Raw genomic sequence first — 21,729 nt, 5'->3', positions numbered from 1 at the left:
TGTTAACCATTGGGTTGAACTGAGGCCGAAACCTCAACGATCGAAGCGCTGCTTAACACGGGTGGCCTTACCCACCCGTTTTCGCAGATAGAAAAGCTTCGCCCTACGCACTTTACCGCGCCGCTCAACCTTTATGGAAGCCACCTGTGGACTGTGCAACATGAATACCCGCTCAACGCCGATTCCCTGGAAAATTCGGCGAACTGTGACGGTTTGCTTCAGCCCACCGTGACGACTGGAAATAACCACACCTTCATAAGGCTGAACCCGCTCCCGGTTGCCTTCGCTAATTCGAACACCAACCCGAACGGTGTCGCCAACATAGATCTCAGGGAGGTCTACCTTTTGCTGCTCGCTTTCGAATTGGCGAATCAGCTGCTCTGCACAAAGCTTGTTGGAGTGTGCCGTAGGCATTGCCTTGGTTGTCGTAGGTTTTTCTTGATTGCCTTCTTCGGTCACCGCGATGTCCTCTAGATTGGCCACCATCCCAGCTCCGCGTATATCACCAAGAGATTTCAGTCTACCTGCCGACGCCAGCGTCCAAGCAAAAGTATTAAGCCCGTAACCAGCATCCAGAGTAGCCCAACCGCATTCATAAATACCACGACAGGCTCGAGATTGGGTCCTAACCACTCGCCTTCATGTAGTGCCATCAACCAATGAACTTGCTCACGACTAACCCCAAACCAATCACGGGCGAGTCGATAACTCACACCAGAGCACACGGTTACCAGCAAAGGCAGCAGAACAAAGGGAGCAATGCGTTGGTGAAGTTTGCGCACGCGCACAAGCAATGTCATGAACTGCATCGGAATGCATGCTGTTGATAGCGTGACGTATATAGAGCTGGCCAATGAATCTCTTTGCCGACTTGCTAGCCACCACTCAGGCATCTCAGGGTCGAACTATTGCTGCTGGACCGCGTATTCAACAACGCCGCGGGGTCGAAATTAAGTCGACTCGTGAAGTGAAGATCATGCGTCAAGCCAGCAAGATCGTTGCCACGGTGCTACGAGAGATCATGGCAATGGTGGAGCCGGGCCAAACCACAGGTGACCTTAATATTTTCGCCGAGCGTCGAATCCTTGAAATGGGGGCCATTCCTAGTTTCAAGGGTTATCACGGGTTTCCTGCAAGCATCTGCGCAAGTATCAATAATGAAGTTGTACATGGCATTCCAAGCACGAAGCGCGTGATTCACAAAGGTGACCTTCTCAAGGTGGATACCGGTGCGTGTTTCGAGGGATACCACGGTGACAGCTGCGTTAGTATCTGTGTCGGCGATTCTTCTGTTAGAGCGCAAACCCTCAATCGTGTAGCGCACGAGTCGTTGATGGCTGGAATTAGCCAGGTCAAGGCAGGTAACACTCTCCTCGACATCGCAGGGGCAGTAGAAGATCATGTCAAAGCCAATGGCTTCAGCGTAGTAGAGGATTACACCGGTCACGGCGTCGGGCGTAACCTTCACGAAGAACCGTCTGTGTTCAATTTTCGGACTGATGAGCTTCCCAATTTGAAGCTGCGTTCTGGTATGACCTTGGCGATCGAGCCGATACTCAATGCAGGTAGCAAAGCGTGCCGCACTCTTCGAGATCGATGGACGGTGGTGACCCAGGATGGAGAACTATCATCGCAGTGGGAACACACAGTCTTAGTGACCAGTGACGGCTGCGAAATTCTTACCGACCGGAATGATTAAGTATTTGGCTGTATAGCCGACGCCCTAGTTCGGTAAGAGGCATCAGTATGTAGGTTACTGGGTTCGGGGTGACAATGATCAAACGCATTCCCCGGCTGGCTTGCCATAACACTTGACTCGCAACAAAATCGGCCTCCATCAATCCGATTGGGTTGAGATCTGACCGGAAGGGACCCAAGACTAGCTTCCGTATAATTAACCTATCTCGACTAATTGCATCCAGAGTAGCTCCACGGAGGCTGACAAGTTGACCTAAAAGCCGTTTGGAAAGTTCGTAGACAGGACTTATGGCAGGCTGTATTTCTGCTTCAGAAGTGTTGATCCAGATTTCTCTAGGCCTGTCCTTAGGCAGAGATTGACTGATCTGATCGAACCTCTGCATAAGACGCCAGCTACTCAGGGCATTCACCTCCAAGGTCTTATTCACATCCTCAATGCTCTGGGCACCATGAGGATTGATGCCATGATTCACCACTAGCACGTCAAGCCGTGCGAAGTCATGGTCGAGAGCGGCCTCATTGCCACAACTCCAAGAAATCCAATAGTTTGGTCCCATTTTATCGTCTTCCGATGGAGGCGTACCGTGAGTGAAACCAACAACCTCGGCTCCGCCGGCACGAAAACTACGAGCAAAAGCACGACCAAGAGTGCCCCTTGCACCGGTGATGCCGATGCAGCGGTCTTTAAAAGAAGATTGCTTAAGCCGAGTCATTTTTCCAACCTGAAGTACTCTTAAAATGATTCTGAGACCGTTGCGCTTCGTCAAATAACACTTTTAGGTAATTATCTCTTCCTCCCACCACATTGGTTCAACAAAATCAGATGAGTTGAAGATGATGTTGCAGATTCCGCAGAGTTAATGTTTAGCAGTAAAAACGTCTTGCAAAAGAAATCCAGAGAGCATGTATTTCCATTAAACTGGAGTTACGGAGGAGTGTCGCCGTGCTCGATTCGGTACTCCCATACTCTTTCCTGATACATCAGTCGTTGACCTGGCTGGTGGTTTGTCTATTCCCAGTAGGAACTGGAATTCAATCTATACAGAGTTTCTTTTGGCACGCGCCGTTTCACGAATTAGCAAGGAAGGGAGAGTAGGCATCTAGATTTACAAGCGATTAAGACGCGATTCATGGGAACGACTCTGCTGATCGGATCGTGTGAGCCGTTCAGTGGTAAGTCTGCTCTTGTTTTGGGCATTGCTCAGCGGCTCAGCCAATCCGGTCATGCGATTCGTTTTGGCAAACCCCTAGCCACAAGTCTGGACTGGGATGCGAGCAAAGAACCTATTCCGCAGCCGTTGATTGATGACGACGTGCGTTTTATCGGCGACACCCTTGGATTTGAAGCAGATCGTCTGATTCCATCCCTTCATTTAATTTCTCCTGTAACAGTTACAAGTCGTCTCGGGCTTGGTCAGTTGGATGCTGGGGAGAGATTTGAGCAGCTCTGTCAACAAGTGGCCGCCTATGAAGGCTTAACTCTACTCGAGTGTGCAGGAAGTTTGCATGAGGGTTTCCTTTATGGCCTAAGCCTCCCGCAACTTGCAAAAGGTTTAGGAGCAAAAGTCGTACTTGTGCATTTATGGCAGGATAGCCTTAGCGTCGAGCCTCTCCTTGCCGCAAAGCAGTCTCTTGGAAGTCACCTTGTTGGCGTGGTATTGAATGCCGTTACACCGCAGGAAGTAAACAATTTGAAGCATCAAGTTGTGCCCACGCTTGAGGCTTTCGGCCTTGCTGTGCTTGGTGTAATGCCTCGGTCGCCGTTGTTACGCAGTGTCACCGTAAGTGAGCTGGTACGACGTTTAAAAGCCAAAGTAATCTGTTGTCAGGAACGACAAGAACTGCTGGTGGAAACATTGAGTATTGGTGCGATGAATGTGAACTCTGCCATGGAATTTTTTCGAAGGCGACGAAATATGGCAGTTGTAACAGGCGCTGATCGCACCGATATTCAGTTGGCTGCATTAGAGGCTTCAACGCAGTGTTTAATTCTTACTGGTGTAGGAGAACCCTTGCCGCAGCTCATTAATCGTGCGGAAGAACTAGATATCCCGTTGCTTAAAGTCAATCAAGATACCCTAACCGCAGTGGAGGTAATTGAGCAGGCCTTCGGTCATGTGCGTTTGCATGAGGCAGTAAAAGCCACCTATGCTTTTCGCCTTGTGGAGGAGCATTGCCAATTAAATCGACTGTTTTCGGCTCTGAACTTGACTGTTCATAATGTCTAATGGTTGCTAGTTTCTGGGTAATTTAGGCAGGTTGTTCTTGAGTCAGTCACTGGATCTGCCGTCCCTTGATCGGGTAGACACGCTGGCGCAAGAACTGGCGCTTTTACAAGACAAGGGAAAGAGGAAGATCGCCATTCTCGGTAGTAGACACGTGCCAGTGGTTGCAATTCATCTCGTCGAATTGGTGGCTCGCTCGCTCGTCCAGGAAGGTCACTCTTTGATTACGTCTGGATCACAGGGTGTCAATGCTGCTGTGATTCGAGGTGTACTAGAGGTGGATCCATCGCAGCTCACAGTGTTACTGCCTCAGAGCTTGGATCGGCAAGCTGTAGAAATTCGGGATTTACTTGAGAGAGTGCTACATCTCGTCGAAAAAACTGAACAAGACGATTTGCCTCTACCGATGGCTAGCAGTCTTTGCAATCAAGAAATCATTAGTCGTTGTGATCAACTCATATGTCTGGCATTTCACGATAGCGAGACGTTACTGGCTAGTGCACGTACCGCGGAAGAGATGGGCAAGATTGTGAGTTTGCTCTACTTCGATTGACTAGCCGCTGATGAAAAACTTGAGACCTTCGCTGTAGAGAATGCCAGTGCAGAGTAAACCGCTAGCCCAGCAAAACCCACGAGCTAAGGGCATATTGCTAACGTAAGTCGCAATATAAATCAGACGAAGAACCGGATGCACAAAAGCCGCTGCGAATGCCCCCGTTGAAAGGGGGCCACTGTGTTGTGCTGCGATTAAAGCAATTAGAACCGCTGGGGCGTGGAGTGTGAAAGCTTCAAGGCTGTTCTGGTGAGCCCAGCTGGCGCGTTTTCCCCAGGCTGGTAAACGCTTGAACATAGCCCTTGGAGCAGCCATGTCTTTCATCTCAAAGTTAGCTGCGGAGCGTGCTAGACCGAGGGGAATAATGCTGGCCAGAACAGTTCCACTCGCCAATACAAGGGACCAGGCATAAGGTGTGGCATTTGTAGCGATAAACAGTTGTGGTAATGACAAGGTGTGGACTCTATTCCCGGTCTTTTATAAGCTGGAAGGAACACTGAACGCGTGCCATGGCCAGCACTTCCTCCTTTGATGTGGTGTCTGACTTCAGCCGACAAGAATTGGTGAATACCCTTGACCAAGTGCGTCGGGATGTGTCTAATCGCTACGATCTAAAGGATTCTAGCACTGAGATTGTGTTGGAGGCAACTGAGTTAGTGATCACAACCAACAGTGACATGACCCTCCAATCTGTAGAGGAAATATTGCGGACAAAAGCCATAAAAAGGAACCTTTCATTGAAGATCTTTGACTTCCAGATGCCTAAGTCTGTTGGGGGTAACCGGATCCAGCAAGTTGTGAAGTTGCGTAAGGGTTTAAGTCAAGAAACTGCTAAGCAACTGAGTAAAAGCGTGCGCGACAAACTCAAGAAAGTAACTGTTGCTATCCAAGGAGAAAGCATACGGATCACTGGCAAAAGCAAGGACGATCTTCAGGCTGCTATTCAACTTATAAAAAGCATAGAGGACGATTTAAATGTCCCTCTCCAATTTGAGAACTATCGGTAAGAGTTGAAACTTAAAGTTTAGATAATTAAATCACACAATACCATCTAATTTGATTCAGATACACTGTTAAGATTGCAAAAATAATTCGGATAGCTGCTTCGTTAATGGATCTCAACTACGCGTTGATGGCGTGTAGGTTCGATAGAAGAGCAAGAACACCCAGGCAGCAAACCTGCTTCTAAAACTCACCAAAATTCTATTTACTCAACCATTGCTTGACTAAACAAACCATCTGAACACTAAAAACATCCCTTCCTGAGCAGTCACCCCTATTATATCAAAACCCCGCCTCCTCAATAGCAATGAAACTGACTCTGACAAGATGGAAGCATGAGAAGAACCATAACTGAAATTTAGATCGCGTGACAGCCAGGCATCACTTCCACTCACTATCATAGCCCCAATGTAAATTATTTCTGTTTGGAATAGCTACATTGCAGACAGAAATTTCCATCTATAACTTTATTTATTAGATAGAAAATTAGGGGTGGCTTTAGTGACGAGCAAAAGCATCGATACCTCTTATCACTTGGTTTAAAAGAGATGAACTGCTGACCTCAATTTATTTGATTGCGAACAAGAAGCGTCAGGCTCTCGTGTCCCTAACACTACCACCAATGAAGGTGATGTTAACGTCAAGCTCTGTGCCGATGCTTCATCGGAATACCATGGTAAGGTTGCACCCCTATTGGTGGTGGCACTTGACGCCTTTCATCCAAGCCAACAGCGCCCATGGCGTAAGCGCAAGCATCGCCGAACCATTGGACAAGACCTTTCATTGCTACTCCGGTACTACGCTATCCCCAATTCTACTCGCGACTGATATTAACTGCATTAGGTACTTAAGCCAGAATTTTATTTAAAGCCGGTGGCTTACTCATTCTCACGCAGGTGGCGGATGGATAAAAGTTTTCGCTTAGAAGGGCGTTACTTCTTTAAAGAACGTTACTTCTTTAATTATTTTAATTAAACTTATTTAATCTCTTCATTTCAATCTTGTTAGTTGAATTAACTAACAACCTAATTAATCATAAAACTCAAGTATTACTTTTGTAATTAATGTATAACGTATTTACAAAGTTTATCTGTTTTATTTAAAAGTAAGATACAAATAAATTAATCTCACATTTCAACTATCTTTATTAACGTAGATTTTTCACTACGTCTATCAAATAACTCGCGATCACAACAGCAACCATTAAGTTGGCGAAAATTGACCAAACACTATTGAACATAACGGTTTCTTAGAAAAGACTGACCATGGGTGAAATTCTTAAACAATTCTCAATTATAATACTGTATTATTTGCTCAGTAGTTCTAAATTTTGTGAGAAAAATGTTATTTGTTTAACAGCATTATCGATGTGATGTAAATTAACTTAAGTTAAAATTTAACATATCTCAATGCAAATGCTGCGGTAATAAATATTGAAATATACCTATAAGACAAGAGTGAATCTTTATTAGTCAGAGAGGATTAAGCAGTAATTTATTAGCAAACTGTATTTATCTTTTTCATCTAAGCATCAAGTTTGATAACTTCAAAAAACTCTTCTACACAAAATATTTTAATTTCTTGCAAAATTTTGGCACGTTTGATTCAACTATAAAAAGTTTTCTATATAAATTAAATTTTTTGTGTTACTTTAATGAGTACTACTATTAATATTATACTCTTTACATTGCAATCCTACTCATCATTGATGGCAAGCAGTTTTTGCTTACGACTTTTTCTCTGATTGAATAATCGTCAATGCTAATAAGTAAGACTTGGTAGTCGCTTAAGAGATTAGCTTCAATTACTTGTGAGAATTTTGGTTCATGAAAAACGTCGCCAAATATTTTCTCATCATCAATTGATATGACTTTTATCTCGTTCATTTTAGTATTTCTTTGATATGAAACCTGAGTATTCTTGGAGCTGCAATCATGGATAATCTTTGCTTTACTATGATTATTTTGTCGTCAAGAATAGAATGAAATATTTTAAAAGCTTTGTCGGCGTGTCGATGTATTTTGTCAACAAATGTCATATCGAAAGCAAGGCTTTTCTACAAGTCTTGTGTTTTTATTACCGATAGCAATGACTGGTAAATAAAGAAGATAGTTCCCTTATGATTTTCTGAAAGAAACTTTTGGATTTCACCGGAATCACTTGTGACTGCAACCTCTAATTTATTTGTGTTCTCGATCCAGTCGTTAAAAGCTTGATCCTTTGTGGTTACTATTTTGCCCGAGCATGTGTATATCCAATCGAGATCTCTTTTACTTATTACAGCCTATTTTCTTGGGGTTTGAGCTAATAGGCTTAGAAAGAATACAAGAGCTAGCGCTGATTTGGCTTTGAGTTTTTTATTTACCTATAAAGAAGTTAGCATTCTGCCTGTGCCACATGCCATAGGTAGTTAACCTCTGTTTTTAATTCCACTATAACATTTTGATTTTCTCTTCTTGATGAGATCTTAGAACTCTTTTATCTTTTCTTTTTCCAGTAGAGAGATCTTGTGTTGATAATAGAAACTCAACCACTAATTTCCTGAAATGTTCTCCGAGAAAGTACACAACCTGCTTCTCTTACTTTTGGATGACTTGCTACATATTTTCCTTATTTATCTACTTATAAAGTCAGTAATCGAACGCTGATTCTTGAATAATTTGATATAGCTGAAAAAGCTATTAATCTCCGCTTTTAAGATATCTTTATCTGGCAAAATATATTTGCATTAGGCTGCCTAATATGTTTTTATTTGTATTCGAGGACAAGATTAGTATCGCAGTCTTTGCCCTATTCTTGTGAATATTCTTTCCATAATCAAATCTTACCTACTTTCATATTCCACTCGAATCCTTCTTTCAAGTATCGAGGAATGAATATTTCCTCGAAGAATTTGTCTCGTTGATTTATGTCTTTAGGTAGTAAGATAAAAAACTGGTCAAAGGTCGCTATTTCGTCTCTGATCTGGATCTTGCTTTTTAGTCTCTCACTTTTCTTCTAATGCTTTTCTTAGTCTATGGGGGGTTAAGGCAGTGTTTGAAACGCTTTCTGCTTTTTGAAAGCCACCTCTCAAGCTGATTTTATATCTTCTTAACCCCTTCTAGGCTTTTTTCAGCCTCTCTACCCCATAACCGTTTAGATCTCGTTAACGCTTGAGTTTACCGTTGAATATACGGTGTGGTCCCCAACTCAACTCTATCCTAGAGTCAATCCGTCTCAATAGCGAAGTGGGCCTGATCAGCTAAGGTGAGTCGCTCGGCAGCAGCGTTTTGCTGTTGGTGTAGACAGCCGAAACAAACAGTTGAGGGTACTTTAAGTGATTCTTGATTATCAATCACGGCGAACCGCTGCGGGCTATTTAGGATGATTAGTTTAGTTTCTTAAATGAGATTTCTCGTATAATTTTATAACCGTCTAGATTTTGATGTCATCCATGTAGATAGGTACTTAATCGGAAAGAGATTTTTGCATCATTTGACGACATTGTATGACGTGATTTTATAATTTTAGTATCTCCTTAGTCTGTACCTCCACAATCCCCAAGGTCAGAAATATGAAGTAATAGTTAAGTTGAATTTAAAGTAATCCATTCGACTCAGATGCTTAAATCGTCAAAAATACCTCGTTAATTCTCGATTAAGAGAATTAACGAGTCATTGTCGGTCAAATAGCAACACCAGTATGAAGCTGGGCGCATGAACAGCGGGTATATTTGATTTGATACTTCCTACCCTAGTTAACTAGCTTGATTCACTAACCCCTCAGGAACTGTTCGTAGGGAAGACCTTACAGCGCACATTAGAAAGTCGCTCTCTTAACATTAGTGTGTACGCTGGACTGGGACATAGCTGCTCTACTAGCCGGTAGCCGCCGGTGATAAACGATAACCACAGAATCAAAGAGCACTTGGTAATTCGTTTAGTTTGTTTCCTGTCAAGTGACGAGAAAAGAGGAACTGGGTTTAAAGTCCTCAGCGAGAGGTCTAAAGCATGGCACATATCTGCTGCTATTAACGTTTTGGATTTGCCTTGAACGCGGGTATAAACTTACTTGGGATACTTCGCGGCGGCGATCTCCGCGCATCCTCAATGCAATGTTATTAGCTGGTCAATCACTATCGATACAATCTAGCAAATTTAGTTTAGCACACTCGTGCGGAGAAGGAGCTAGCAACAGAAACCTAACAACTAAACGATTTCGGCAAAGCTTTCTCGAAAAGCACTAACCGTGGCGTCAATGTCAGTATCGGAGTGGGCCAAGGATGTGAAGCCAGCTTCGAACGCTGATGGCGCAAGATAAACCCCACGTTCGAGCATGGCACGGTGCAATCTGCCAAAACGCTCAGAGTCAGTGGCCTTCGCTTCTTCAAAATTACGAACCGGACCTTCGCAGAGAAAAAAACCAAACATGGCACTCACGCTGCCTCCAGTGATCGGGAGACCAACTTCCTTGGCGGCATCTTTAATACCAGTTATTAATTTCTCAGTTGTGGCAGCCAACTTGTCGTAACTACCGGTCTGCTTTAGTAACTCAAGGGTTTTGATGCCAGCGGCCATTGCGAGAGGATTTCCACTCAAGGTTCCTGCTTGATACATCGGGCCTGCTGGAGAGACCATTTGCATGATGTCGGCGCGACCTCCGTAGGCCCCTACTGGAAGGCCTCCTCCTATCACTTTACCCATGGTCGTAAGGTCCGGTATGACACCAAAATGGGCTTGCGCTCCGCCGTAGCTAATGCGAAAACCAGTCATCACCTCGTCAAAAATAAGAAGGGCACCGTTTTCTTTTGTTAGTTCCCTTAGCCCTTCTAGGAAGCCTGGCTCAGGCTGAATGAAGCCGGCATTGCCAACAATAGGCTCGAGAATGACGCCAGAAATCGCATCTGGATTCTCTGCAAATAAAGCTTTAACTGCCTCAAGACCATTGTAGGGAGCGGTAAGGGTGTTGGCCGTAGTGCTACGCGGAACACCCGGTGAATCCGGTAGGCCAAGGGTCGCTACGCCGGAACCAGCCTTTACCAAAAACATATCCGCGTGACCGTGGTAGCAGCCTTCGAACTTGATTACCTTGTCGCGGCCGGTATAAGCACGCATAAGACGTAAAACAGCCATACAAGCCTCGGTTCCACTGTTCACGAAGCGCACCATCTCGACGCTGGGCACAGCATCGATCACCATCTTCGCCAGTGTGTTCTCAAGAGCACAAGGTGCTCCGAAACTTGTACCTTTTTCAATTACTTCTTGAAGGACGTTGATCACTTCAGGATGGGCATGGCCGCAGATAGCGGGCCCCCAGCTACCTATGTAATCAATGTATTTGTTGCCATCAACATCCCAGGCATAGGAGCCTTTCACCCGATCAAATACGATCGGGTGACCGCTGACCGATTGGAACGCGCGCACAGGGGAACTCACTCCACCGGGCATCAAGCCCTGCGCTGCGCCGAAAATAGCCTGAGAGCGGCTGGTGTTCAACGTAGATGTTGTCACAGGAACCGACGCCAAGAGGCAAGTGTAAACCGTGCATCATCCTGACCTAAAATCGTCCGGTTACGTCTGTACACACGTCCCAATTGCGGCAGATGGATAGAAGAACCGGCCTAACCTTAAATCATCTTGAGGGATAGCGTGTCTTACGACTTGATAGCTCTGGAAAGAGATCTCCGTCATCTACTCCCTGCTAAAGGTGTTGTTTCTAAGCGTCAGGAGTTGTTGAGTTACGATTGTGACGGCTTAACGCTTGAGCGTCAGTGCCCACCCTTAGCCGTTTTGCCAGAAACAACTAATCAAGTCGCTGCTGTTCTCCGATGTTGTTATGTTCATGGCGTTCCTTTCGTGGCACGAGGTAGCGGTACCGGCCTTTCTGGCGGAGCTTTAGTAGATCAAGAGGCACTGCTGGTGGTCACCAGTCGCATGCGAAAGGTTCTCGCTCTAGATTTAGCAAACCACCGAGTTACTGTGCAGCCGGGCGTGATTAACAGCTGGGTGACTCGGGCAGTTGCTGGCGACGGCTTTTATTACGCTCCCGACCCTTCTAGTCAAGTAATTTGCAGTATCGGCGGTAATGTGGCTGAAAACTCTGGTGGCGTGCACTGCCTTAAGTACGGCGTCACCGCCAATCATGTTTTAGGTCTGGAAGTTGTGCTTCCGGATGGAAGTGTCACTAGACTCGGCAACGGTTTAGTTGAATCTCCGGAGCTCGACTTACGTGGTGCTTTTATCGGTAGCGAAGGCACTCTTGGAATTGCGACTGCGATCACACTGCGACTGCTCAGGGCCCCAGAATGTGTTAACGTTCTGCTTGCAGATTTCAAAACAATGGAATCGGCCGGGGATGCGGTGCGAGCTGTGACTGCAGCGGGTTTATTACCGGCTGGAATGGAAATCATGGACAATGTCGCCATTAATGCGGTCAATGATTTCTTTGGTTATGACGAGTATCCGCGAAATGCGGCCGCTGTCCTGTTGATCGAGCTTGATGGTCAAAAGGCGGAGGTTCAGGATTCTGCTCAAAGGACTGAGCAACTTTGCCGTAAGGCCGGAGCTCGGGGGCTACGCCGAGCTGAGGATCCCGCGGAATGCGCTACTTTGTGGAAGGGGCGCAAGTCCGCGTTTTCAGCGGTGGGGAAAGTCGCGCCTACCTACTACATTCAGGATGGTGTCGTTCCCCGCAGTAGACTCCCATCGGTGTTGACTGCGATTGAGCAGCTCAGTAAGGACTACGGGTTGCCTGTTGCCAATGTGTTTCATGCGGGAGACGGCAATTTGCATCCCCTTATCCTTTACTCAGAAGCGGAACCCGGTGCTGAACAACGGGTGAAGGACCTCGGAGCCGCAATTCTTAAAGAATGCGTGGCGGTGGGAGGCAGTATCAGCGGAGAACATGGCATCGGCGCAGACAAGCGTTGCTATCTAGACTGGATGTTTGAGCCAGAAGATCTTGATACCATGAGTCTTGTGCGGCGAGCCTTTGACCCTGATAACCGTGCAAATCCAGGTAAAATTCTTCCGACGCCACGTACATGCGGAGAATCTGTAAAGCGATCTGTGAGTCTTCAAACTACTGTCGACCTTTTCTAAACTGAAAGGCCAGGTCATTCATTCTAGTTAGACCACCAGTCTAAATCAACACTTACAGGTACATGATCACTTGGTTTGTCATTGCCGCGTACCTTTTTATGGATCACACAACTTCGAGCTAAACCCAGCAGCTCCTCGCAAAGATAAATGTGATCAATCCGCCAACCACAATCCCAATCCCAAGCGCTAGCGCGATAGTCCCACCAGCTCCAATGTCCTGCACCAGACTCAAATACCCTAAAAACGTCCTGTAAACCATTATCCAGAATAGCTTGGTTTAGTATGTTGCGCTCGGCGTCACTTGCCATAATTCTCTTGCCAAGCTGTCGCGGATCATGAATATCCCTTGCCTCTGAAGCAATGTTAAAGTCTCCCAGCATGCAAAGAGGCTCGCCACGCTCCGCTTGAGCCTTGAGGTAGCGGTTAAGACAACCTAGCCAATTAAGTTTGTAGAGATACTTATTCGATTTTAAGCTGGAGCCATTTGGTACATAAAGATTGAGAACACGGATACCATCCAGAAGGGCACTAATAACACGCTTCTGTTCTCCAAGTGCCAGAGCCTCCGGATCTTTCGGCAGTTCCCCGGCAAATCCGCATCGCACATCGTTTAGTGGCTTGCGGCTCACCAGAGCAACGCCATTATATGACTTTTGCCCGTGGAAACTAGCCCACCAACCATTTGTCTCGAAGGCTTTTAAGGGGAATAGTGGGTCATCTACTTTAGTTTCTTGTAAGCAAAGCAAATCCGGCTGTGATAACTCTAGCCAAGCCAAGATCTGGTCAAGGCGCAACCGCACTGAATTCACATTCCAGGTGGCGATACGCATAACAGTTTGGTAATAAGTTTGATGTCTAGCATTTGCCTAATTTGACCTACGCATATGGCTTGTCGTCTAATGGTGTTCCTGTCGGCCATCGCCCCCTTTTTATCGGGCATGGTCGACCCAGTTTTGGCTCAGACGTATGGTTTTCATGAAACTCATGAACGGCGTCAGATTTATGAACCGGATTCCAGAAAATTGAGAGGCAATACTCTTCCGGACATGAACAACTCCTTCGATCTCATCAACCGGATTCAACGTCTCAGTGTCATGAATGACGCTACACCTCCTTCGGATGCGATCAATGCAGCCCTTGAGGCTTATCAACAACAGCCTCAAGGGCTGACTTTTGAGTCGGTCGCATGCGAGCCGCTCTGAGACTCCAACTTGCAGCCAAATCGTCTATCAAAGGATCAGGCTGGCCATCTCCAAAACGTCGAAGTCGAGCTTTCTGCAACAGAGCTTGAACCTCTGCAACTTTTCCTTCGTCTTGTTTTAGTAGAGCGAGGGCTAGCCAAGGACGAGCTTCCGTAGGTGATTCTGAAGCAAGCTGGACATAAAGATTGGCAGCGGCTTTGGAAAGACCCCGTTGCCGCTTGACATCAGCAAGCAGTAGACCGAGCTCTAACCTTTTTCCTGCTGTCCGAGCGTTGAATCGTTGTTGTAATCTCCGCACTGCTTGTTTTCCTTTGCCGTCCTTCTCATCCACTAGAATCAGAAGCTGTAGGACATGAGGATGGTCCGGATACAATCTCAGAAGCTGTGTGAGGTCGCGACGAGCTCTAAGAGTATCGCCGTTAAGTCGGCGTAGGTCGGCCATTAGAAGCGCTAGACCGAAAGAGCGAGGATTTTCTGTTTGCCAAGGTTGTAACACCAGCTGTGCTTCTTGGAATCTTCCAAGAGCTAGAAGGCGTTCCAAGAGTGTTCGACGTACTTCCAGCGGAAGGTCACTCTGTTGCCGCGGTTGTTTAAGCAAGAGGTTGATCTGCTGATCGACCGCTGCTCGATCTCCTCGAGCAAAGGTTTGCGGTGCCAGCGATGCCACGACAACCCACCCCACAAGTGCGGTGCTGGCTAAAGAAAGTCCTAGGAACAGCATCGGTTTTGGGTGGGTCATGGGCTTTTATCAGCCCGAACAGTCTGGGGTGATTGCAAAGAGCTGGCTACAGTCGTCACGCGGATTTTTAACTCCGAACGGACCAGCCCAATGCGTGCCCACCCAATTCCTCCAGTCACCGAGCCATTGCAGTTCCGGGCTATAGGTCTTGTTCGCGGCATTTACATCCCGACAGATCCTGATCAGCTCACGCGTGGCGTGCTGACTGATTGCAATGGTCTTGAACTTGAAGCCGTTGTGCTTGGCAGAGTTTTAACCTTGATGCGTCGCTACCTTGCTATGGATCAATCTCACTTATGGGTGGTGTATCCCCGATGTCGCGATAGCGACCGTCTGCATCTGCAAATTGTAGGTGTCTGGGAGCCAAGTACCTTGGCCCCAAATCAAGATGCTGCCGATGATACTCTTCCGCATTCACAAGGTGATGACTATTTCTCAGTCCGTGGGGAGTTGATTTTTACCAAGCCTGAAACTGGTGAGATGGCAGTCAAGGTGAGGCAACAACCCCGTCACGGTGGAAAGCGTCCTCTGCCTTTCAAACTGTCAATCAAAGGTGAGCTCTCACAAAAGCACCTACGTCATTTTGTCAGCCTCGACCTCCGCCGTCAGGGTCAAGAGCTCTACCTCGAGCACCATGAGGTAATTGCACCAATGCCCAGCCGCGGCGGCAGATTTAAGGGGGCTCGTAAACAAGTGACAGCTCGCAAAAGTCGCTAGTGGCAGAACAAGATCAGGGTTCCACCAACCCATTAAGAGTCGGCTTGGTTGTGGCAGGGATCACGGGTCTCGGTGTGGTTGGTCCGGTTGTTGGTTTGTCGCCTGCCTGGATTGTTATATTCATTCTCGGAGGATTAGTTGCGTTTAGCATCGATGCTGCCTTCTGGCAGGGTATGGGGGGCCACATTTTGGCGGAAGCGCTTCCGGGCGGGCGAAATCGTTTGCGTCGCATTGCTGTGCATGAAGCAGGCCATCTATTGATCGCAGAAACAGAGTCTTTGCCTGTTCAGCGTGTTCTAATAGGAACCCTGGCTTGTATTCAGGTTGGCCTGCGCAGCAGTGGCGCAACCGAGTTCACCGTTCCAGAGAGAGTGCGTATGCCTCTCGAGGAGCTTCGCCGCTGGAGTCGAGTTCTGCAAGCAGGCATCACTGCAGAAAAATTAGTATATGGCGAAGCTCGTGGCGGTGCTGACGACAGGGCTCTCTTGGGGCGTCTTTGGGGTCTATCTGGCCATGATGCCGACACAGCTCAGCGGGAACAACGACGTGCTCGCCGCGAGATTGAGCAGCAGCTGCGTCAGCAACTCGACCGACTTGAATCGCGGGCAATCACCCTACTGGAAACAGCTCCGCGCTTGGTGAGATGAACATGCTTTGGGTTGACGCTCCTACCGGGTTGGCCGGTGACATGCTCTTGGCTGGCTTTATCGACCTTGGGGTACCGCTGTCAGTCATCGAAGAACCACTCCATCGTTTAGGCTTTGCCGGCTGCTACTGCATAGACGTCATCGAGGATCGCAGTGGTGGCCTACGCGGACGTCGTCTTAGCGTGACGAGTCTGAAAACACAGCCTTCGAATCGTCATTGGTCTGAGATCCAACGCCAAATCATTGGGGCACCACTGAACTCTCTTCTTAAGGATCGGGTACTGGCTGTATTTACTGCTCTTGCAGAAGCGGAATCCATTGCGCATGGCATCGAGATGAACGCCTTACACTTTCACGAGGTTGGCACGGTAAATGCCTTCGTAGATGTAGTGGGGGTATGCGCTGCTCTTGAGCAAGTCAATCCTGAGTGGATCTGCTGTTCCCCGCTTCCAACAGGCCGCGGCACTGTTTCCACAGCTCATGGTCTTCTGCCAGTCCCAGTGCCTGCTGTTCTGGAACTGGCACGTCGATATCGGGTGCCACTACAGCAGACTAACGATAGTCCGAACGGTGAGCTAGTAACACCAACTGGATTAGCTCTGATGGCAGTATTAGCTGATTGTTTCGCTCCGCCATTTATCTTCACTCCAGAATCTATAGGCGTTGGCCTCGGTCATCTTCGGTTGGATCGTCCTAACCTGGTAAGGCTAATCCTCGGTTCATCCGAATCAGACGTTGCTAACGCTCCTCTTGGTCAAGCTGTAATTGTCCAGGAAGCCTGGATAGATGATGCCACTCCGGAGGATCTAGCGCTGCTGATGGAAAGGCTGCGCGAAGCAGGAGCCATAGATGTAGCTATCCATCCATTGATAATGAAAAAGGGACGCTGTGGTCATGGGGTCATGGCTTTGGTGGACGATGCTCATGCAGTAGCCGTCCGGCATGTCTGGCTTGATACCAGCAGCAGCCTTGGCTTACGGGAACGTCGACAGGGTCGATGGTTATTACCCCGTCGAATGGGGCTGCTAGATACCCAGTGGGGTCTACTCCCTGCCAAACAGGTGAAGCGACCCAATGGACATCTCACGGTGAAGCTTGAAGCGGATGAGTTGGGACTGTTAAGCCGTCGTACAGGTTGTTCCCTAGCGGATTTACGTGCTACCGCCGCAACTGCTCCATTCAGCAGTGAAGAGAAATGGATGTGGTGACGGGCAGACTACGTTCACTAAAGTTGTGGATCACGCCGATCAGCTTGGTCTTCATCACAGTAACCCTTGTTCGGCAGAGTGTACAACTACGTCAGCAAAGCCTGGATGTACAAGGTTGGTTATGGCTGATGCTTGGCCTGGGTCTTACTTGGTTAAGCATCCTGATCAATGGCTGGGCCTGGCGAACAGTGCTGGATTGGCTTGGTTGGCTGTCTGAGGATCTTGCCGTAGTGCCCTTATTTATTCGTAGCAATTTACGTAAATACTTGCCTGGCGGCATTTGGCATCTGGTAGAGCGCATCCGCTTGCTTCGCTCCTCAATTGGAGCAGGTCCTGCTCTAACAGGCGTCATCCTTGATCCCCTCTTAACTATCGCGGCGTCTCTACTAACGCTTATAGTTGGGGGATGGCAAAGCGGCCTAGTGATACTTGCGCCACTACCAGCGCTGACAATGATACCTCGTTTTAGAGAGCCGATCTTGCAATGGTTGAAGCATTCGAAGGCTTCTAAGCTGCAGTCGGCTGGTATGAGTTCTCTTATCACAGAAAACAGTGACCATCAAGGGTACCCTTGGACGCCCCTCATGGCAGCAACAATATTTGTACTCTTTCGCTTTGCAGGCTTCTTTTGTTGTGTTCAGGCGTTTGATATATATCAGCCAAAGATATCGCATTGGCTGGCCGCCTTTGGTTTAGCTTATGCGATTGGTTTGATGACACCAGGCGCCCCTAGCGGCTTGGGAGTATTTGAAACCATCTTGCTACTTCGCCTTAGCGGATCGGTAGAGGAAGCACCACTCCTGATGATCACGTTTAGTCATCGGATTATATCTACGATGGCCGACGTATTGGCAGTCGGAATCCTGAGTGGTCATCGCGTCTTTAGTGCAGTGCGAACCAGAACGATAATCTGACTAAGTGTTCAGTAATATGCTTACGCTTGGCTCAATTTTGTATCGCGCTAAGGATCCAGTAATCTTCGACTGGGAGGGTGATCAAAAGTAGGGACTAAGGCCACAGCAGCTATGAGTCCAAGTGCGAGAATCATCAGTGCTGGTAGCAAGGCCTCAGCTAAGCGCTCGTCGCTTGCACATTGGTACACACGGATCGAAAGTGTGTCAAAGTCAAAGGGGCGTAGGGCAAACGTGAGTGGCAACTCTTTTACTGTATCAACAAATACCAGAAGAAAACCTACAATTATGGGTCCTTTTAGCAGTGGTAGATGGATGCGACGCAATACGTGTTGCCAATCGAAACCCATGATCGTCGCAGCTTCATCAAGATTGGGACTTATACGCTCAAGGGCTGCATCAAGTCCTTCCTTTGCCACAGCCAAAAATCGGTTACTATAACCCCATAGCAAAAGAACAATAGGCGCGATCTGCCAGGGAGCTCCTGTTAATAGCAGAGCTAGAGCTAAAACAGTGCCCGGGACAGCGTAAATCATCCCCGCAAAAAACATGAGGCTATGTAACCAAGGAGAGTCGGTCCATCGCTTGGCAATAGCTAGCAGCAGCGCCGAGCTAACAGCCAGGATGGATGCGGTAAGCGCCAGAAGAAGGCTGCGAAGGCTAAGTTGAAACAGGTCGTCGGTAAGATTACTCTGTAGCTGATCTAGGTTGGTTACAGCCCAAATTAAAGGGGTTCCCAAGGTGATCAGTGGCGGTACAAAGGCGAGAAGCTGTGCTGCTAAAGCTCGGGTGCCACGTAGTTCCCACGCTATAGCATCATCCTTCGCGGTGCTATCACTCCAACGGCGACCGTGTTGACGCAGTCGTCGTTCGCATATTATGAGACCCAATACAATCATGAAAGTAATAAGAGCCAAACGAATAGCACCAGTAGGACTGCCATCCGCTTGCCAAGCTTCTAGAATTCCTGCCGACAAGCTAGGTATTCCTAGGAGTTGGACGGCTCCCAATTCGTTCATAATTTCCATTCCCATTAGGGCGACTCCGGCTGCGATCGCCGGTAGGGCAATCGGAAGAGCAATCCTATGAAAGGCCGCCCAGGGTCCCATCCCTAAGCTTAGGCAAGCTTCCAGCGAGCGCCGTCCGCTCACAGCAAAACTTTCAGTGCTGAGAAGAAATACGTAGGGGTATGTTGTCAATGCCATCACAATAATTCCCCATCCAATTCCGTGGATACGCCATCCCTGGCGGCTACCCAGGTCGATAAGAGTGGCAGACAATAGGTAAGCTGGAGTTGCTAGTGGAATAAATTGTGTGATGCGTAGCCATCGTCTACCACGAAAGCGGCAATTGATGAGCAGCCAGCCGTTGGCAGTTCCAATAATAGTTCCAATCAGAGCACTACTTACAAGCAGCATCGCAGTGCCGTAAATTTGACGCCCACCATCGGGACCCAGACCGGTTGGGTCAGTCATAAAACTTCGTAGACCTTCCCCTACCAGGTTGAATAGAGGCCACAAGGCTAATAATGCCAATCCTGCTGATAAACAACTTAATAACTGTCGACTCATTTATATCTAGACGATGGCTAAGTAGTAGATGTGAACTAGAAGGGAAAACTTTCGTTTACATATACCCTGCCCTGATTGGATTTTATTTTTAATAAAATCTTTATCGCTATCAAAAATATCTCTAAATCTAATGAAACTAGTTTTGAAATTGAAGCTTGAAATTGCGGCGAAATAATTGCGATATGGAGCTTGTTCTCGTATTATGATCATGGGAAAGTCAGCGAAATACCTCTGTATCAGCGAAGATTTGCAAAACACGCCCTAACTAGGCTTAGTGCCGATTATGAGGTACGGGAATGGTGATGAAAATCGGTTGTCTCAAACCACCACCACTACTATTGTCGTCATCAGAATCAGCCAAAAGCCACAATAGAATTGTGGTGACCAAAAGCAGGGTAACAAGGACGAAGGGCTCATCCATCAAGGTGTCTTGCATGGAGCCACAGTAGTCAGCTTTTTTTCACCGCGCCTGTTCAGAAAAGACCCTTTTCAAGATCGGTCGCTACGCAGGCTTGTAGTTGTTTGTGCAGCGTAGCGTGGTCAAGGTCTCGGCCTATTAACACAAGCCGATTTTTGTGATCACCTGTCCATTCGGAGTCGTCGATAGAAAAGCGCTTGCCAGCTAAGTGAAAAATATGACGTTTTTTGCTTTCTTTGAACCAAAGGATGCCTTTCGCTCGAAATACTTCTGCCGGCATCTCGTTGTCGAGAAAATTCTGAAATTTGCGAAGAGCAAAGGGACCATTACTTTGAAAAGCCAGTGATGTAAAGCCCTCGATTTCTAAATGATGCGCATCCCCATGTTTATGATCATGTCCATGACTATGCACATGACCTTGGCCATACTGATTCTCATGTTTAAAGCTCTCAATTCTACTGTCGACTTCTATTCCGGTGACTTTGTCGGACTCAAATAAACCAACACTTAGCAGTAGAGCTAATGGAACGTCACCCTTCACCGAGCGCAGGATTCGAGCATCACTTTTCACATCACGCAGTGATTGTTCAACAGCACGGAGCCGCTTTTCTGAAACCAAATCGCATTTATTGAGAAGAAGTATATCTCCATAGACCACTTGAGCTCTACCTATCTCGGTGTTGATCAATTTCTCGTCAAAATTTTCCGCATCAATTAGAGTGATAATTGAGTCTAGTCGGGTTTGGCCTCGCAGTTCACTGCCCAAGAATGTCATCGCTACTGGCAATGGATCTGCAAGGCCTGTAGTTTCTACCACAATGTAATCGAGCGGTTCGGGTCGATCAAGAATCCGCTCTACGGCTTCCATTAACTCTCCGTTGATCGAACAACAAACGCAGCCATTGCTGAGCTCAACCATCTCCTCTTCAGTAGTTACGACCAAATCATTGTCGATGCCGATCTCACCGAATTCATTGACAAGAACGGCTGTTTTCATACCCTGTTGATTGCTAAGAATGTGATTCAACAGCGTGGTTTTTCCAGCGCCCAGGAAACCACTGAGGATGGTCACGGGTACCCCGGCTGGGGCAGGGGTTGTGGTCATGGCTAAAAGTGTTCTGCACTCATGCTGGCAGTAAAACGTGGGTTGCTGAGGTTAAGTTCATATCTAAGGTATTTAATCCATCCAAATCATGAGCGGCGGGTTAAGTGGTCGCACGGTTGTAGACGCTGCTCTATTTGAAATCGTGGTTGCGCACTTTTGCCAGCGGAGTTACTTAGGTCCATAAACCCGAAAGCTTTAACAAGGGTTAGGAAGCGTTTGTTCTTGCTTTAAACCTGCGTTTTATGTCGAGATTGAATCTCATCATCGAAGCCTGTCAGACTTTTTGCAGGGACGTTTTTCTTACTCATCCAGTGGCAAAAATTCTCACAGGAATGCATCGTGACATTTCAACAAATAGGTTGCTTAGCAAATCCGCGGGAACTTATGTCAGCTACCATCGATGCTTAAGGTAGAGATATGTTAATCGGTGAGTGCTGTGCGGGCATCAGCAGTCATGTCATTGGTTGTTTTGTTATCACGAGAACAGATCTAAGCTTTGGCAAAGTATCGACGGCACAAGTGCTCAAACCCTATAAAAGATCCTTAAATAAAAATTTGCGTTGGTTTAGCTTTTATGCGGAGGCAAACAGTGCACCATAGGGTACCTCAGTACAATCCCGTCATTTGATGTTATAATAAGCAACCAATAAGACG

General features: G+C 47.2%; 22 protein-coding genes. 10 read left to right on the top strand and 12 right to left on the bottom strand.

The genetic code is table 11. The features are described from left to right. Positions 1 to 33 precede the first annotated feature (33 nt). Together rplS and ABWV55_RS03860 are read right to left on the bottom strand one after the other, a co-directional pair. Positions 34 to 486, bottom strand: coding sequence for a 50S ribosomal protein L19 (rplS, locus tag ABWV55_RS03865; protein ID WP_353292375.1), 453 nt, complete (start codon positions 484 to 486; stop codon positions 34 to 36). 29 nt (positions 487 to 515) lie between these two features. Next, positions 516 to 800, bottom strand: a complete 285-nt coding sequence (locus ABWV55_RS03860; protein ID WP_353292558.1) for a PepSY domain-containing protein — start codon at positions 798 to 800, stop codon at positions 516 to 518. 53 nt (positions 801 to 853) lie between these two features. Between ABWV55_RS03860 and map the strand changes: the two genes are divergently transcribed. After that, positions 854 to 1,699, top strand: coding sequence for a type I methionyl aminopeptidase (gene map, locus ABWV55_RS03855; protein ID WP_353292374.1), 846 nt, complete (start codon positions 854 to 856; stop codon positions 1,697 to 1,699). On the opposite strand, the gene ABWV55_RS03850 is transcribed toward map, so the two are convergent. Then, positions 1,680 to 2,411, bottom strand: coding sequence for an SDR family oxidoreductase (locus ABWV55_RS03850; RefSeq protein WP_353292373.1), 732 nt, complete (start codon positions 2,409 to 2,411; stop codon positions 1,680 to 1,682). The genes map and ABWV55_RS03850 overlap by 20 nt on opposite strands. 417 nt (positions 2,412 to 2,828) lie before the next feature. Between ABWV55_RS03850 and ABWV55_RS03845 the strand changes: the two genes are divergently transcribed. Then, positions 2,829 to 3,926, top strand: a complete 1,098-nt coding sequence (locus tag ABWV55_RS03845) for a phosphotransacetylase family protein (protein WP_353292372.1) — start codon at positions 2,829 to 2,831, stop codon at positions 3,924 to 3,926. Positions 3,927 to 3,963: 37 nt separating this feature from the next. After that, positions 3,964 to 4,476: a DNA recombination-mediator protein A gene (locus ABWV55_RS03840; RefSeq protein ID WP_353292371.1), complete on the top strand. Its 513-nt coding sequence runs from the start codon at positions 3,964 to 3,966 to the stop codon at positions 4,474 to 4,476. On the opposite strand, the gene ABWV55_RS03835 is transcribed toward ABWV55_RS03840, so the two are convergent. Further along, on the bottom strand, positions 4,477 to 4,929 hold the full coding sequence (locus ABWV55_RS03835) for an MAPEG family protein (RefSeq protein WP_353292370.1): 453 nt from the start codon (positions 4,927 to 4,929) through the stop codon (positions 4,477 to 4,479). It lies immediately after the preceding gene. Positions 4,930 to 4,985: 56 nt separating this feature from the next. Between ABWV55_RS03835 and ABWV55_RS03830 the strand changes: the two genes are divergently transcribed. Continuing rightward, positions 4,986 to 5,483: a YajQ family cyclic di-GMP-binding protein gene (locus ABWV55_RS03830; protein WP_353292369.1), complete on the top strand. Its 498-nt coding sequence runs from the start codon at positions 4,986 to 4,988 to the stop codon at positions 5,481 to 5,483. Between the two features lie 635 nt (positions 5,484 to 6,118). Here the strand turns inward: ABWV55_RS03830 and ABWV55_RS03825 are convergent. From ABWV55_RS03825 to hemL, 3 genes are all read right to left on the bottom strand, one after another. Continuing rightward, positions 6,119 to 6,262 carry a hypothetical protein gene (locus ABWV55_RS03825; RefSeq protein WP_353292368.1) on the bottom strand — a complete coding sequence of 48 codons (144 nt, stop codon included), beginning with the start codon at positions 6,260 to 6,262 and terminating at the stop codon, positions 6,119 to 6,121. Between the two features lie 2,422 nt (positions 6,263 to 8,684). Beyond that, a complete protein-coding gene (locus ABWV55_RS03820) occupies positions 8,685 to 8,816 on the bottom strand; it encodes a hypothetical protein (protein ID WP_353292367.1) in 132 nt (43 codons plus the stop codon). 849 nt (positions 8,817 to 9,665) lie between these two features. Then, positions 9,666 to 10,967 carry a glutamate-1-semialdehyde 2,1-aminomutase gene (gene hemL, locus ABWV55_RS03815; RefSeq protein ID WP_353292557.1) on the bottom strand — a complete coding sequence of 434 codons (1,302 nt, stop codon included), beginning with the start codon at positions 10,965 to 10,967 and terminating at the stop codon, positions 9,666 to 9,668. Between the two features lie 138 nt (positions 10,968 to 11,105). Here hemL and ABWV55_RS03810 point away from each other — a divergent pair, with 138 nt between their 5' ends. Continuing rightward, the gene (locus tag ABWV55_RS03810) at positions 11,106 to 12,557 is read left to right on the top strand and encodes an FAD-linked oxidase C-terminal domain-containing protein (protein ID WP_353292556.1); all 1,452 of its coding nucleotides are present in this window, start codon (positions 11,106 to 11,108) and stop codon (positions 12,555 to 12,557) included. A gap of 23 nt (positions 12,558 to 12,580) precedes the next feature. Here ABWV55_RS03810 and xth read toward each other — a convergent pair whose 3' ends face one another. Next, positions 12,581 to 13,387, bottom strand: a complete 807-nt coding sequence (xth, locus tag ABWV55_RS03805) for an exodeoxyribonuclease III (protein ID WP_353292366.1) — start codon at positions 13,385 to 13,387, stop codon at positions 12,581 to 12,583. A gap of 108 nt (positions 13,388 to 13,495) precedes the next feature. Here xth and ABWV55_RS03800 point away from each other — a divergent pair, with 108 nt between their 5' ends. Next, the gene (locus ABWV55_RS03800; RefSeq protein ID WP_353292365.1) at positions 13,496 to 13,759 is read left to right on the top strand and encodes a hypothetical protein; all 264 of its coding nucleotides are present in this window, start codon (positions 13,496 to 13,498) and stop codon (positions 13,757 to 13,759) included. Here the strand turns inward: ABWV55_RS03800 and ABWV55_RS03795 are convergent. Continuing rightward, positions 13,683 to 14,498 carry a hypothetical protein gene (locus tag ABWV55_RS03795; RefSeq protein WP_353292364.1) on the bottom strand — a complete coding sequence of 272 codons (816 nt, stop codon included), beginning with the start codon at positions 14,496 to 14,498 and terminating at the stop codon, positions 13,683 to 13,685. The genes ABWV55_RS03800 and ABWV55_RS03795 overlap by 77 nt on opposite strands. 90 nt (positions 14,499 to 14,588) lie before the next feature. On the opposite strand from ABWV55_RS03795, the gene ABWV55_RS03790 reads away from it, so the two are divergent. The 4 genes from ABWV55_RS03790 to ABWV55_RS03775 are packed head-to-tail and all read left to right on the top strand — an operon-like array spanning position 14,589 to position 17,984. Then, complete coding sequence (locus ABWV55_RS03790) at positions 14,589 to 15,215, top strand: hypothetical protein (protein ID WP_353292555.1); 627 nt, start codon at positions 14,589 to 14,591, stop codon at positions 15,213 to 15,215. Then, a complete protein-coding gene (locus tag ABWV55_RS03785) occupies positions 15,215 to 15,862 on the top strand; it encodes a hypothetical protein (RefSeq protein ID WP_353292363.1) in 648 nt (215 codons plus the stop codon). Before ABWV55_RS03790 ends, ABWV55_RS03785 begins: the two co-directional genes overlap by 1 nt. Before the next feature lie 2 nt (positions 15,863 to 15,864). Next, positions 15,865 to 17,070, top strand: coding sequence for a LarC family nickel insertion protein (locus ABWV55_RS03780; RefSeq protein WP_353292362.1), 1,206 nt, complete (start codon positions 15,865 to 15,867; stop codon positions 17,068 to 17,070). Further along, positions 17,058 to 17,984 (top strand): UPF0104 family protein, encoded by a 927-nt coding sequence (locus ABWV55_RS03775; protein ID WP_353292361.1) that lies wholly within the window; start codon positions 17,058 to 17,060, stop codon positions 17,982 to 17,984. Before ABWV55_RS03780 ends, ABWV55_RS03775 begins: the two co-directional genes overlap by 13 nt. 47 nt (positions 17,985 to 18,031) lie before the next feature. Here ABWV55_RS03775 and ABWV55_RS03770 read toward each other — a convergent pair whose 3' ends face one another. From ABWV55_RS03770 to ABWV55_RS03760, 3 genes are all read right to left on the bottom strand, one after another. After that, positions 18,032 to 19,552, bottom strand: coding sequence for an iron ABC transporter permease (locus tag ABWV55_RS03770; protein WP_353292360.1), 1,521 nt, complete (start codon positions 19,550 to 19,552; stop codon positions 18,032 to 18,034). A 271-nt stretch (positions 19,553 to 19,823) separates the two neighbouring features. Continuing rightward, on the bottom strand, positions 19,824 to 19,988 hold the full coding sequence (locus tag ABWV55_RS03765; RefSeq protein ID WP_353292359.1) for a hypothetical protein: 165 nt from the start codon (positions 19,986 to 19,988) through the stop codon (positions 19,824 to 19,826). Positions 19,989 to 20,025: 37 nt separating this feature from the next. After that, positions 20,026 to 21,075, bottom strand: a complete 1,050-nt coding sequence (locus tag ABWV55_RS03760; RefSeq protein ID WP_353292358.1) for a GTP-binding protein — start codon at positions 21,073 to 21,075, stop codon at positions 20,026 to 20,028. Between the last annotated feature and the right edge of the window lie 654 nt (positions 21,076 to 21,729).

The sequence above is a fragment of the Synechococcus sp. M16CYN genome (assembly GCF_040371545.1).
In the GTDB taxonomy this organism is placed as follows: domain Bacteria; phylum Cyanobacteriota; class Cyanobacteriia; order PCC-6307; family Cyanobiaceae; genus Parasynechococcus.
This window is presented reverse-complemented; position numbering and strand designations above follow the sequence as displayed.